This is a genomic window from Acidovorax sp. FHTAMBA (assembly GCF_038958875.1).
Lineage (GTDB): Bacteria > Pseudomonadota > Gammaproteobacteria > Burkholderiales > Burkholderiaceae_C > Acidovorax.
Genome location: NZ_CP152407.1, coordinates 3942917 through 3956206 on the forward strand (window position 1 = coordinate 3942917; position 13290 = coordinate 3956206).

The 13290-nt window shown below is 65.5% G+C and carries 11 protein-coding genes and 2 pseudogenes; 7 read left to right on the top strand and 6 right to left on the bottom strand.

Annotated elements, in window-relative coordinates:
* Window positions 1-171: 171 nt before the first annotated feature.
* Window positions 172-801, bottom strand: a complete 630-nt coding sequence (locus AAFF19_RS18350; protein WP_342720739.1) for a TetR/AcrR family transcriptional regulator — start codon at window positions 799-801, stop codon at window positions 172-174.
* 68 nt (window positions 802-869) lie between these two features.
* Between AAFF19_RS18350 and AAFF19_RS18355 the strand changes: the two are divergent.
* Window positions 870-1259, top strand: a pseudogene (locus tag AAFF19_RS18355) (DUF4345 domain-containing protein); the annotation flags it as partial.
* Between the two features lie 44 nt (window positions 1260-1303).
* Here AAFF19_RS18355 and AAFF19_RS18360 read toward each other — a convergent pair.
* Together AAFF19_RS18360 and apbC are read right to left on the bottom strand one after the other, a co-directional pair.
* A complete protein-coding gene (locus AAFF19_RS18360; RefSeq protein ID WP_008903462.1) occupies window positions 1304-2257 on the bottom strand; it encodes a LysR substrate-binding domain-containing protein in 954 nt (317 codons plus the stop codon).
* A 25-nt stretch (window positions 2258-2282) separates the two neighbouring features.
* Window positions 2283-3374, bottom strand: a complete 1092-nt coding sequence (gene apbC, locus AAFF19_RS18365; RefSeq protein WP_008903461.1) for an iron-sulfur cluster carrier protein ApbC — start codon at window positions 3372-3374, stop codon at window positions 2283-2285.
* Window positions 3375-3518: 144 nt separating this feature from the next.
* On the opposite strand from apbC, the gene AAFF19_RS18370 reads away from it, so the two are divergent.
* Together AAFF19_RS18370 and AAFF19_RS18375 are read left to right on the top strand one after the other, a co-directional pair.
* On the top strand, window positions 3519-4085 hold the full coding sequence (locus AAFF19_RS18370) for a restriction endonuclease (RefSeq protein ID WP_034692946.1): 567 nt from the start codon (window positions 3519-3521) through the stop codon (window positions 4083-4085).
* Window positions 4086-4199: 114 nt separating this feature from the next.
* A complete protein-coding gene (locus tag AAFF19_RS18375; protein ID WP_342720740.1) occupies window positions 4200-5462 on the top strand; it encodes a patatin-like phospholipase family protein in 1263 nt (420 codons plus the stop codon).
* A 42-nt stretch (window positions 5463-5504) separates the two neighbouring features.
* Here the strand turns inward: AAFF19_RS18375 and AAFF19_RS18380 are convergent, their stop codons facing one another.
* The gene (locus AAFF19_RS18380; RefSeq protein ID WP_342720741.1) at window positions 5505-6332 is read right to left on the bottom strand and encodes a hypothetical protein; all 828 of its coding nucleotides are present in this window, start codon (window positions 6330-6332) and stop codon (window positions 5505-5507) included.
* Window positions 6333-6581: 249 nt separating this feature from the next.
* On the opposite strand from AAFF19_RS18380, the gene metG reads away from it, so the two are divergent.
* Window positions 6582-8702, top strand: coding sequence for a methionine--tRNA ligase (gene metG, locus AAFF19_RS18385; protein WP_342720742.1), 2121 nt, complete (start codon window positions 6582-6584; stop codon window positions 8700-8702).
* 79 nt (window positions 8703-8781) lie between these two features.
* On the opposite strand, the pseudogene AAFF19_RS18390 reads toward metG, so the two are convergent.
* Window positions 8782-9403 (bottom strand): annotated as a pseudogene (locus AAFF19_RS18390) (YitT family protein).
* Window positions 9404-9828: 425 nt separating this feature from the next.
* Between AAFF19_RS18390 and AAFF19_RS18395 the strand changes: the two are divergent.
* Complete coding sequence (locus AAFF19_RS18395) at window positions 9829-11523, top strand: SulP family inorganic anion transporter (RefSeq protein WP_008903455.1); 1695 nt, start codon at window positions 9829-9831, stop codon at window positions 11521-11523.
* A 60-nt stretch (window positions 11524-11583) separates the two neighbouring features.
* Here AAFF19_RS18395 and AAFF19_RS18400 read toward each other — a convergent pair whose 3' ends face one another.
* On the bottom strand, window positions 11584-12096 hold the full coding sequence (locus AAFF19_RS18400) for an outer membrane protein assembly factor BamE (RefSeq protein ID WP_342720743.1): 513 nt from the start codon (window positions 12094-12096) through the stop codon (window positions 11584-11586).
* A gap of 43 nt (window positions 12097-12139) precedes the next feature.
* On the opposite strand from AAFF19_RS18400, the gene AAFF19_RS18405 reads away from it, so the two are divergent.
* A complete protein-coding gene (locus AAFF19_RS18405; RefSeq protein WP_008903453.1) occupies window positions 12140-12346 on the top strand; it encodes a DUF3460 family protein in 207 nt (68 codons plus the stop codon).
* A gap of 130 nt (window positions 12347-12476) precedes the next feature.
* Complete coding sequence (locus tag AAFF19_RS18410) at window positions 12477-13274, top strand: ScpA family protein (protein ID WP_237707193.1); 798 nt, start codon at window positions 12477-12479, stop codon at window positions 13272-13274.
* The last annotated feature ends 16 nt before the right edge of the window (window positions 13275-13290 follow it).

Here is a 13290-nt window from a genome sequence, read left to right on the forward strand (position 1 = left end):
AATCGTGGAATGTCTTGTTGTGGTGCCTATGAAGCCGCCTGCATAAGGCGGCTGGGCGGTCGCAGTGTCGGCGAGGCACCCCGGTGCGTCAAATTGCGGATGCACATGGGTCGATCACAAAAACAAATGAGCTGCGCACCGTGGCATTGCGCTGCACAGCGTGGGGGCAGCTCATCCGCCGCCTTCCCTGCCTGCACTGCCTGCTCTGCCCGTTGGCAGGTTCTCCAGCAACCGGCTCGCCAGCAGCGCCGCCAGGTCTTGCGCCGAAGGCATGGACACGGGCGCGGTGGACAGGGCGCCATCGATCGCCAGGCTGGCCAGCCCGTGGGCCAGGCTCCACCCCGCCAGTGCCAGCTCGTCCGCCCCTTCGCCCACATGGGCATGGGCGGCTTTGCGCAGCACCTCAAAAGACCCGTCCGCCGCCGCCCGCAACGCCGGGTGGTCGGCCTTGTGTTGCAGCAGCGGGCTGAACATCAGCCGGAACGCGGCAGGACGCGCGAGCGCAAAGGCCACGTAGGCGGTGCAGTGCCCCACCAGTCTGGCGGCGGTGTCCACACCGGGGTGTGCGGCCTCCATGTCGGCCGCCAGGTCGTGAAAACCGCGCGTGGCCACGGCAGCCAGCAACGCATCCAGATTGGCGAAGTGGTGGTATGGGGCCGCATGCGACACCCCCGCCGCTTTGGCCACCGCGCGGAGGCTGAGCGTGGCCCCGGACGCCAGCAAGCCCTCGGCGGCAGACACCAGTGCGGTGCGCAAGTCGCCATGGTGGTAAGTGGCGCGCGGAGTTTCAGCTGAGTTCATGGCGGCAATCTTGACACAGTCAAGATACACCCCAACAATACCCAATCCTGACAACGTAAAGATAAACCATGACCCGACGCCTGCTCCAAGCCACTACCGCCGTGATGGCGCTGATCCCAGTTGCCACTGGCGTGCTGACGATGATGGGCATCTACGACCCGATCTACCGCACCAGCGGCCTGCCGCGCGATGCGCTGCTCGACGGCAACCTGCGCTTTTTTGGCGGCGTGTGGCTGGGGCTGGGCCTGGCGATGTGGTCGCTGGTGCCGCGCATCGACCGCGAGGGGCGGATGTTTGCGGTGTTGTGGGGCGCGGTGTTTCTAGGCGGCGTGGGCCGGGCGCTGTCGATGGCCTTTCTGGGCCTGCCACCCGCGCCATTTATCGGTTTCACGGTGCTGGAGCTGGTGGGTGCGCCGGCCTTCATCGCGTGGCAGCGACGCGTGGCTACAGCACTGGGGCGGCCCGGCCCATTTCGCGTGGGTAGGGCCCGAGAAACCTGCACCTACAGCGGCTCCGCCGCCAGCAATCCGCTGTGCGCTGCGGCGTGCTGCAACCACTCACGATCTTGCGCCAGCGCCAGTGCCGCATCCAGCGCCCGGGTGGGCTGCACCTGCCGGTGCGACATGAATCCAATGGGGGTGGTGAGCACCGGGCTCGTCAACGGCAGGGCCTCCAGTCCATCATGGCCGCGCACGGCGTCCACCAGCGCACCGGGCAGGACGCTGCACACATGGCCCGCCACCACGCTGAGCGCCAGGGTCAGCACCGAATCCGTTTCCATCGCAGGCATCACCGTGGCGCCGGCAGCGCGGAAGGCGCCATCGACCAGGCTTCGGTTGTGCATCTCGGGGGTAAGCAAGCACAGTGGCAGGCGTGCGGCATCGGCCCAATGCATGGGGTCGCCGATCTGCAAGCCGCGCACGTTGGCGGCAGGGGCTCGGCGCAGCAGAAAGTAGTGCTCCACATACTGCGGCCAAGCACGCAATGGCCCGCCGCGTGCAGGCATGCGCTCGGTGTAGCCCAGCGCCAGGTCCAGCGCAATGCTCTCCAGCCCCGCCTCCAGCGCCTGCGAGCTCATCGACAGCGCCACCGGCACGATGCCCGGGTGCCGTGCCTGCAGCTGCGCCGCAAACCGCGCCAGGATGGGCATGGCGGTGGGCACCGCGCCCAGGCGCAGCGTGCCGCGCGGGTGGGCGGCGTCGCTGCTCAGGTCCTGCTGCAGCACCTGGTGCTCGTGCAGCATGCGCTGGGCGGTGGCCAGCACGCGCTCGCCCTCGGGCGTGAAGCCTTCGAAGCTGCGGCCCCGGCGCACCACCACCACGCCAAACTCCTTTTCCAGCGCGCGCAGCGCGTTGGACAGCGCTGGCTGCGTGATGTGGCAGGCCTGCGCAGCCCGGCCAAAGTGCCGGTGCTCGTGCAGCGCCACCAGGTAGCGCAGGGACGCGAGCAGGTTCATAGCGCAGCGCGGCAGATCAGGAGGATCAGGTGTTCTTGCTGATCGAGATGGTGGGGAACTTGTTGGAGAAGTCCTTGGCCTGCTGCGCGATCTTCACCGCCACGTCGCGCGCCACCTTCTTGTAGATCTTGGCCACATCCCCGTCGGGGTCGGCCACCACCGTGGGTTTGCCACTGTCGGCCTGCAGGCGGATGCTCATGTCCAGCGGCAGCGCGCCCAGGTAGTCCATGCCGTAGTCGGCCGCCATCTTCTTGCCGCCGTCGGCGCCAAAGATGTGCTCCACCTGGCCGCAGTTGCTGCACACATGCACCGCCATGTTCTCGACGATGCCCAGGATGGGCACGCCCACCTTTTCGAACATCTTGATGCCCTTCTTGGCGTCGAGCAGGGCGATGTCCTGCGGCGTGGTGACGATGACAGCACCAGTCATGGGTACGCGCTGGCTCAGGGTGAGCTGGATGTCGCCGGTGCCGGGGGGCATGTCGATGATGAGGTAGTCCAGGTCTCTCCAGTTGGTCTGGCGCAAGAGCTGCTCCAGCGCCTGCGTGGCCATGGGGCCGCGCCAGATCATGGCTTCGTCCTGGTCCACCAGGAAACCGATGGACATGACCTGCACGCCGTAGTTCTCCAGCGGCTCCATGGTCTTGCCGTCGTCGCTCTCAGGCCGGCGGTTGATGCCCAGCATCATGGGCTGGCTGGGGCCGTAGATGTCGGCGTCGAGCACACCCACACTGGCGCCCTCGGCCGCCAGGGCCAGGGCCAGGTTGGCGGCCGTGGTGCTCTTGCCCACACCGCCCTTGCCGGAGGCCACGGCGATGATGTTCTTGACCTGCGGCAAGAGCTGCACGCCGCGCTGCACGGCATGGGCGATGACCTTGGTGGTGATGTTGACCGACACGTTGTCCACCCCCGCCACGCCCTTTGCGGCGGCCACCAGTTGGCGGCGCAGCTCGGGCACCAGGCTCTTGGCGGGGTAGCCCAGCTCCACGTCAAAGGCCACGTCGCCACCGGTGATCTGCAGGTTGCGCAGGGCGCGGGTGCTGACAAAATCCTTGCCCGTATGGGGGTCCAGCACGCTGGAAAGTGCGGCCAAAAGGCCCTGTTCGGTGACTGCCATTCAATTAACTCCTGTGGGGCCGGTAGTCTATTCCCAAGCTCACGCCCCCTGCCGCTGAAGGACAATGCGCACGCTTCGCCCGCGGCCACCCCGCTGCCGCGGCGAGAAACAGACAGAACGTAAAGGACCCCCGTGAAATTCAAGATGGCCGAGAAATCCCTGTTTGCGGTGCTGCTGCGCTCGCCGTGGTGGATCAGCTTTGTGGTGGTGGGCCTCATCACACTGGTGTCGGGTGCGCTGCTGCCCAAGGAGTACTTCCTGGTGGGCTCGCTGGCCGGGTTTCCCATTTTTGTGGTGGGCTGCATCGCCGCATGGCGCCAGCTGCGCGCGCCCAGCCCCGCCAAGGTGGCCGAGATGCTGGACGCCGTGGGCAGCATGCCGTGGCGCAGCTTTGCCGACACGCTGGAAGCCGCGTGGGTGCGCGAGGGCTGCACGGTAGAACGCCTCAAGCCGGGCGGCGCGGCCGACATGGCGCTGATCCTCGGCGGCAAAACGACGCTGGTCAGCGCCCGCCGGTGGAAGGCGGCCACCCATGGCGTGGAGCCGTTGCGCGATCTGCACGCTGCCATGCAGGCGCGCGATGCGTCGGCCGGCGTGTATGTGGTCACCCAGGGGCAACTGAGCGACAACGCGCGTGCCTTCGCGCGCGACCACGGCATCACCGTGCTGCAAGGCGAAGGCGTGGCGCGCCTGCTGCTGGCGGCCCGGTAATCCCATCCCACCCGCGCGGCAGGCCCGCCGCCGGCCCTCGGGTTTTCCCACATGGTGCCGCGCGGGGCGCCCTCCACACTCGGGACTATCTTCCCCGCTTGTGCCACCCCACCGATGCCCACCCCAGCCAGCCCCGATGCAACCCCGCCAGCCTCCCCGTCACGCCCTGCGGGCCTGCTGCTGACCGGCGGCGGCGCCCGGGCTGCCTACCAGGTGGGGGTGCTGGAAGCCATTGCCGACCTGCGCCAGGCCTGTGGAGAGGGGGGCGGCCCCAACCCCTTCCCCATCATCACCGGCACCTCGGCGGGTGCCATCAACGCCGCCGCGCTGGCGTGTGGCGCCGACAACTTTGACCGAGCCGTGCGCCGCATCGCGCGGGTGTGGCGCCAGTTCCATGCCCACCATGTGTATGGCGCGGATTCACTCAGCGTGATGCGCAGCGGCGCGCGCTGGCTTACGCTGGTGTCGCTGGGCTGGGCGCTGGCCCGCTGGCGCCGGATGCGGCCACGCTCGCTGCTGGACAACTCTCCGCTGGAAAAACTCCTGGTCAAGATGGTGCCGCTGGTGCGCCTGCCCCGGCTGATCCGCAAGGGCCACCTCACCGCACTGGCCGTCACCGCCTCCAGCTACAGCTCGGGCGAGCACGTCACGTTCTTTGAGGCGGCCTCGCCCGTCAAGCCGTGGGTGCGCTCGCAGCGCAAGGCCGCCAGCGACCGCATCACGCACGAGCATCTGCTCGCGTCCTCGGCCATTCCGTTCATCTTCCCGGCCAAGGGCATCGAAGTGGACGGGCACACCGAATACTTTGGCGACGGCTCCATGCGCCAGTCAGCCCCCATTGCCCCCGCCATCCACCTGGGGGCCGAGCGCATCCTGGTGATTGGCGCGGGCCGCATGCACGAGCCCAAGGGCGATGCCGCCGCCAACCCAACGCCCAATTACCCCACCCTGGCGCAGATCGCGGGGCATGCGCTGTCCAACATTTTTCTGGATGCACTGGCCGTGGACGTGGAACGCGTGCAGCGCATCAACCAGACCCTGTCGCTGATTCCCGAAGAAAAGCGACTGCACAGCGCGCTGCGCCCCATCGAGCTGCTGGTGATTGCGCCATCCCAACGCCTGGACGCCGTGGCCGCCCGCCACGTAGGCGATCTGCCCCGCCCCGTGCGCACCATGCTGGGCGCCCTGGGCGTGACCACCAACATGGCCGATGTGCGCGGCGCGGCGCTGGCCAGCTACCTGCTGTTTGAGGCCAACTACACCCAGGAGCTGATGGCGCTGGGCCGGGCGGACACACTGGCCATGCGGGGGGAGGTGTGCCGGTTTTTTGGGTGGACGGATGGGGGGGCAGAAGTGAAAACACGTCTGCACGAATGAACGTATCTGTCCCACAACCCCAGCAGCACCAAGCGGCGCCGATCAAGCTCGAAAGCCGCCAAGGCGACGCCACCCCAACAAACCCACCAGTCCTGACAACAGACCCAGTGCAGGCCATGACATGAGTGGAACGGGTGTCGGCTGCGCGGGCGCTGGTGCAGGCGCCACCGTGAAAATTCGCAATTCATCCAGCTGCGCCGGCGCGCGCGTCACGACCTGAACCGTGTCGAATGGAACCGCCAGCCCCGCGTACACTACCGAGGGCGTGGGCGGATTGAGGTAGTCAAAGCCGCTGAGGTTCGGCAACACCCACATGCTGGTGCTCGTTGCTGTGTAATTGATGCGCAGCACAATCACACTGAGCGTGCTCAGGGCCACTGTGCTGCAAGGGCCCGTCACCAGATCGGGACCGAAAAGCGCGAAAACCGGACTGCCGCCGCACTGGCCGTTGTTACCCACCGCAGCGGCGTTTGCGTTGGTGACCGAGTTGAAGAGCCGGATCTGGGGTGTGCCATTTATGGACTGGGTACCAAACTGGGCCAAGAACTGGACGAAGACAACGCCGGCGTTCTGCATGGGCAACGTCCGTGCGTTGAAGCTAACCTGCACGGCATTGCCGTTGTCCACGAGTTTGCCGCCAGAACTGCTCAAACCCGGCAAGGCAAGACTCGTCGCATTGACCCGGTGCTGACGCAGCCCAGCGGTCCACGCTGCGCTCCAGCCAGAGCCACCGCTCAAGCCGCCAATAGATACCCCGCCCGCGTAGGCAAACGGTTCTTCCGCAATGGTAGTGATGACGGGGGCAGCGCGCACGGACATCGCGAAACACATCGTCGCCGCAACCTCAATGATGAGCGTGGCTAAGCGCAAGAGGTACCGAACCAAGTAAAACTGAGATGCTGGTGCATGAACGGGACTCGTATAGAGAGTGGGAGTGTGCTGGAGGGAAAACGGACGCACCGCAGCGAGAGATGCTGTGCATTATGACCGGCGCCATCTACAAACAGATGCAAGTGATGTGCACTCGCTCGATCTCCCCATGCCTCCATCTGTCCTGCACTGAATGGCTTCATGACAACCGCCTAAAATCGCGGGTTCCGCCTGAGAAAGCCGCATCCCATGACGACCTCCGCCCGCAAACTCTTCGTTACCACCGCCCTGCCGTACGCCAACGGCAACTTCCACATTGGCCACATCATGGAATACATCCAGGCCGACATCTGGGTGCGGTACCAAAGGATGCAGGGCAACGCTGTCAACTTTGTGGGTGCGGACGACACCCACGGTGCGCCCATCATGATTGCCGCCGAAAAAGCGGGCAAAACGCCCCAGCAGTTCGTGGCCGACATCGCTGCGGGCCGCAAGCAGTACCTGGACGGCTTTCACATCAGCTTTGACAACTGGCACAGCACCGATGCGCCCGAAAACCATGAACTGGCCCGCCAGATCTACCGCGACCTGCGCGACCGCGCCGACGGCAGCCTGATCGAGGTGCGGACCATCGAGCAGTTCTTCGATCCCGAGAAGAACATGTTCCTGCCCGACCGCTACATCAAGGGCGAGTGCCCCAAGTGCCACGCCAAGGACCAGTATGGTGACAACTGCGAGGTGTGTGGCTCGGTCTATGCACCCACCGACCTGATCAACCCGTTCTCCGCCCTGTCGGGTGCCAAGCCCGAGCTGAAGAATTCGGAGCACTTCTTCTTCAAGCTGTCGGACCCGCGCTGTGTGGAGTTTCTGGAAAACTGGACGCAGGATGGCAAGCTGCAGCCCGAGGTGGCCAACAAGATCAAGGAATGGTTCACCGTCCGCACCAACCCCGACGGCACCACCAGCGAAGGCCTGGGCGACTGGGACATCAGCCGCGACGCGCCCTACTTCGGCATCGAGATCCCCGACGCGCCCGGCAAGTACTTCTACGTGTGGCTGGACGCGCCCGTGGGCTACCTGGCATCGCTGAAGAACCTGCTGGAAAAGCGCGGCGAAAGCTACGACGCCTACATGGCCGACCCGGCCATGGAGCAGTACCACTTCATCGGCAAGGACATCGTCACCTTCCACACGCTGTTCTGGCCTGCCATGCTGCACTTCAGTGGCCGCAAGACGCCCAACAACGTGTTCGTGCACGGCTTCCTCACGGTGAACAACGGCGAGAAGATGAGCAAGAGCCGCGGCACGGGCCTGGACCCGCTCAAGTACCTGAGCCTGAACATGAATGCCGAGTGGCTGCGCTACTACCTGGCCGCCAAGCTGTCGGCACGCAACGAAGACATCGACTTCAATGCCGAAGACTTCATGCTGCGGGTGAACAGCGATCTGATCGGCAAGTACGTGAACATTGCCAGCCGCGCAGCGGGCTTCTTGACCAAGCGCTTTGACGGCAAGCTGACCAGCAACTTTGGCGCTACAGGCGCTGCCCTGCTGGCCGAGGTGCGCGGCGCCAGCGATGCCATCGCGCAGATGTACGAAACCCGCGAGTACAGCAAGGCCACGCGCGAGATCATGCTGCTGGCCGACAAGGTCAACGCCTATGTGGACCAGAACAAGCCCTGGGACTTGGCCAAGGACGCTGCCAACAACGAGGCCCTGCACCAGGTGTGTTCGGTGCTCGTCAACGCCTTTGCCGCGCTCACCCGCTACCTGGCACCTGTGCTGCCGGGGCTGGCCCAGGCGGTGCAAGGCTTTGTGGGGGTGAACATGCAGCAGTGGAACGTGGCGGGGGACGTGCAAGCCATCCAGCCCTACCAGCACCTGATGCAGCGCGTGACGCCTGAGCAGCTCGAAGCCTTGTTTGAGCCCCCAGCGCAAGCAGAACAAGCGCCAGCAGCTACTGAAACCGTAGCAGCCAATTCCCATCCTGGTGGCGAGGAAGTAGCCCCCACCATCACCATCGACGACTTCACCAAGATCGACCTGCGGATTGCGCTGATCGTGAATTGCGAACCGGTGGAAGGATCGACCAAGCTGCTGCGCCTGACACTGGATGTGGGTGAAGGCCCCGACCTGGAAGGACGTCCCATCCTGCGCAACGTGTTCAGCGGCATTGCCAGCGCCTACAAGCCCGAAGACCTGGTGGGCAAGCACACCGTGATGGTGGCCAACCTCGCCCCGCGCAAGATGAAGTTCGGCGTCTCCGAAGGCATGGTGCTGGCCGCCAGTCACGGCGACGAAAAGGCCAACCCGGGCATTTACGTGCTCAACCCCTGGCCCGGCGCAACACCCGGCATGCGCGTGCGCTGAGCGCACAGACGCCCCACCCCGAAACAAAGGCCCTTCACGGGCCTTTGTTGTTGATGGCGGCGTCATGTGGGGCGGCCCCTCAATGCCCCACGTACCGCCCCGGCCGGTGGCTGATCCACAAACCCGCTCATCACCAGCACGGCCAGCACCGAATACGCCACGCGCTCGGGTGGCACCACCAACAGCGCCAGCAGCACCACGGAGCCGTCGATCATCATCTGCACCTTGCCCGCGCGCATGCCGTAGCGCGCCTGCAGGTACAGCGACACCACGGTGGCGCCGCCCAGGCTGGAGCGGTGGCGCGCCAAAAACAGGCAGCCCGTGCCCAGCAGCAGGCCGCCCAGCAGCGAGGCGAACAGCGGATTGAGGTAGTCCACGTGCATCACGTGCGGGAACAGCTCGGTGAGCAGCGACAGCAGGCCCACGCAGACAAAGGTCTTGATGGTGAACTCGTGGCCCATGCGCGTCCAGGCAAACCAGTAGAACGGCAGGTTGACCACAAAGAACAGCTTGCCGAACGAGATGCCCGTGACGTAGTGCAGCAAGAACGCCACCCCGGCCGTGCCGCCCACCAGCAGCCCCGCCTGGTTGAACAGCATGAGCGCCATGGCCACAAACAGGGTGCCGGCGAACAGCGCCTGCGCATCTTCAAACATGCCGTGGCGCAGCGAAGGCACTGGGGGAGCGGTGGGCGGTTGCATGGTGGTGGCAGAAGTCTTGTGCAAAAGGGAAGAACAGCGGGGCGGGCGCCCGCACGGCCGAAGTCTGGGTGTACAGACTAGCAAGCATTGCGCCAGAGGGCAGCCGCCTGTGTGCCGCCAGAACTCCGGGAAATTTTAGGCTTTTCAGGCCCCGGCGCTTATCCATCGAGCGCCAGCAGCTATCAAACTTGTAGTGCTTAACGCACTAGCCTGACACCACGCTGATGGTGCCATGCCGGGCGTGGCGCACGCGCACAGTTGGGGTTGCCATCGGTTGCAGCGCAAGCCCTGCTCACTACACTGGTTGGCTCCATGCCGGAACCCACGCCCCTCGCACCAGCGGCTCCCCGTGCGCGCACGGGGTCCGTCCTGCGCGGTGAACACAAGGTGCGCCGCACGTGCTGTTCCCTCACACCGGAGCCCTCATGCAGTTTTCTGCCGCTTTTCGCCCCCGCCTGATCGACGCCCTGCGTGACTACACCAAGAGCCGCTGGCTGGCCGATGTGGGTGCGGGGGTTACGGTGGGCATCGTGGCGCTGCCGCTGGCCATGGCGTTTGCGATTGCGAGTGGCCTCAAGCCCGAGGCGGGGCTGTGGACGGCGATCATCGCGGGCTTTTTGATATCGGCGCTGGGCGGCACCAACGCGCAGATTGGCGGGCCGGCGGGCGCGTTCATCGTCATCGTGTACGGCATTGTGGAGCGCTACGGCGTGGCCAACCTGCTGATCTCCACCGCCTGCGCGGGGGTGCTGCTGGTGCTGCTGGGGCTGTTCCGCCTGGGCACGCTGGTGCGCTTTGTGCCGGTGAGCATCGTCATCGGCTTTACCAACGGCATTGCGGTGCTGATTGCGCTGTCGCAGGTGAAGGACTGGCTGGGCCTGTCGATCGATCGCATGCCGGGCAATTTCTTTTCGCAGGTGAGCGCGCTGGCGCAGCACATCGACACCTTCAACCCCTATGCGTTCGGGCTGGGGCTGGCGTGTGTGGCGCTGCTGTTCCTCTGGCCACGGCTGTTTCTCAAGGGCTCGCCGGTGATCCGCCTGATGGAGGGGCACACGGTGCGCCGCTTTGCGCGCGTGCCCGCCCCCGTGGTGGCGCTGGTGGTGCTGAGCCTGCTGGCCTGGGGGCTGGGATTTCCGGTAGAGACCATCGGCTCGCGCTTTGGCGGCATTCCGCAGGGGCTGCCGGTGTTTGCCCTGCCCGATTTTTCGTGGGAGACAGTGCGGCTGCTGGTCACCCCCACGCTGACGATTGCGCTGCTGGGCGCCATCGAGTCGCTGCTGTGCGCGCGCGTGGCCGACCAGCTGGCCACCGACCCGCACCATAAAAAACACGACCCCAACCAGGAGCTGATGGCCCAGGGCGCGGCCAACATGATCGTGCCGTTTTTTGGCGGCATGCCGGCCACGGGCACCATTGCGCGCACGGTGACCAACATCCGTTCGGGCGCCACATCCCCGGTGGCGGGCATGGTGCACGCAGCCACCCTGGCGATCATCGTGCTGGTGGCGGCGCCGCTGGCGCTGCACATTCCGCTGGCGGTGCTGGCGGGCATCCTGCTGTACGTGGCCTGGAACATGGGCGAGTGGCACGAGTTTGTGCGCCTCAAACACTTCAGCAACCACTACCGGCTGCTCATGCTGAGCACGTTTTTCCTCACCGTGGTGTTTGACCTGACCGTGGCGGTCGAGGTGGGCCTGTTCATGGCCTGCGCGCTGTTTGTGCGCCGCATGAGCGGGCTGTTTCGCGCCGTGCGCCAGCCCGATGCCGCGCCACCGCCCGGTGCCGACCTGGCCTCGCAGGCCACCGCCGCCACGCGCCCGGTGGCCACGTGGCGCCTGCACGGGGCGCTGTTTTTTGGCGCTGCCGCCAAGATCGACCCCATCATCCAGGCCGTGGAGACCGGCCCGCCCGGCATGGACGTGGTGCTGGACGCCTGCGAACTGGTGGCGCTGGACACCACCGGACTCGATGCGCTGGAGCAGATCCTGCGGGCCGTGGCCGCCCGCGGGGGGCGCCTGAGCCTGACGCACCTGCATGAGCAACCGCGCTCACTGATCGAGCGCTCCGGCTTTGCCGACCGGCTGGCGGCGCAAGGGGGGATGGGGGCGCAGGTCTGACTGGCGGCACGGCCCCCTGTGTCCTGCCTGTGTCCTGCCTGTGTCCTGCCTGTGTCCTGCCTATCGGCTGCCCCGGAACTCGGGCGCCTCCGTGTCCGGCCCCGTCTGGGTGCGCAGCACGACGTGGTCCGGCCCATGGACCACACTGAACATCTGCGCCTCGCCCGGGGGCTTGAGAAAGCGCCATTCGGCCCAGGTCTCGTTTTTCAGAGCGTAGGGCGTGACTTTGGCGGGCTTGCCCAGCAGGCGGCGCACCTCGTCCATGCGCATGCCGGGCTGCACGCGCGCAAAGTTTTCGGGTGTCAGCACCTGGCGCACTGCGGTCAGGCGCCCGTCCGGGCCGATGGTGATCATGTAGTTCAGCTGGCCTGCGGGCTGGCGGTTGTATTCCAACGTGCGCGCGCCACCGGGCTCGTCCCAGACGTTTTCGGGGATACCAAAACGGTCGCGCACGTCGGCCTCGGTGGAAACGCCCGGCTGAAGCTCGCTGATGCGCTGCGGATCGCAGGCCGTCAGCGCCAGCAGGGAAAAGGCGGCAGCCACGAGGGCTGAGGAGCGATAAATCAGGGCCATGGGATCGTTCCGGTAAAATCCGACGCAGAGAGGTTAACAGTCCATGTCCATTTTCCGCCGCCCCGACTACCAGTCCGACGCCACGCAGTTCATCAACCAGCTCAAGGCCAGCCGCCCCGAACTGGACCAGCAGCAGCAGGCCGGCCGTGCCCTGCTGTGGGACAAGAAGGTAGACCGCAGCATCTGGACCGAGTACCGCGAAGGCCAGGTCGAGCAAAAGCCGTACGTCTACCAGACCAACGCAGATTAAGCATCAAAATGGCCTCTAGCGCTTATTCAATAAGCTCTAGTAGCTCATTTTTTTATAGCAAACCATGACCACAGCGAACGAAGCCAACGTGGCCGATTCGCCGGATCTGTCCGCGCTGGACGCGGCAGGCATGCCCGTGGTGGTGGATCAGGTGGCGCTGGCACGCCTATACGGCGAGCCGCTGTTTGCGCTGCCGCAAGACCTGTACATCCCGCCCGATGCGCTCGAAGTCTTCCTGGAAGCCTTCGAAGGCCCGCTCGATTTGCTGCTGTACCTGATCCGCAAGCAGAACTTCAACATCCTCGACATCCCCATGGTGGGGGTTACCAAGCAGTACCTGGCGTATGTGGACGAGATCCGCAGCCGCAACCTGGAGCTGGCAGCCGAGTACCTGCTGATGGCGGCGATGCTCATCGAGATCAAGTCGCGCATGCTGCTGCCGCCCAAGAAGCAGGCCGAAGGCGAGGAGCCCGAAGACCCCCGCGCCGAGCTGGTGCGCCGCCTGCTCGAATACGAGCAAATGAAGATGGCGGCCATGCGCCTGTCGCACATGCCGCAGTACGGCCGCGACTTCCTGAAGGCCCAGGTCTACATCGAACAAAGCCTGCAGCCACGCTTTCCGGACGTGCACGTGGTGGAACTGCAGGACGCCTGGCGCGACATTCTGAAGCGCGCCAAGCTGGTGCAGCACCACAAGATCACGCGCGAGGAGCTCTCGGTGCGCGAATACATGAGCATGGTGCTCAAAACGCTGCAGGGCCGCCGCTTTGTGGAGTTTGAAGAACTCTTTGAGCCCGAAAAAGGCAGCACTGTGCTGGTGGTGACCTTCATTGCGCTGCTGGAGCTGGCCAAAGAGACGCTGATCGAGATCACGCAGGCCGAGGCTTTTGCCCCCATTTACGTGCGCCTCGCTTACACGCCGGTCTAGGCTGGCTCCCCTGTTC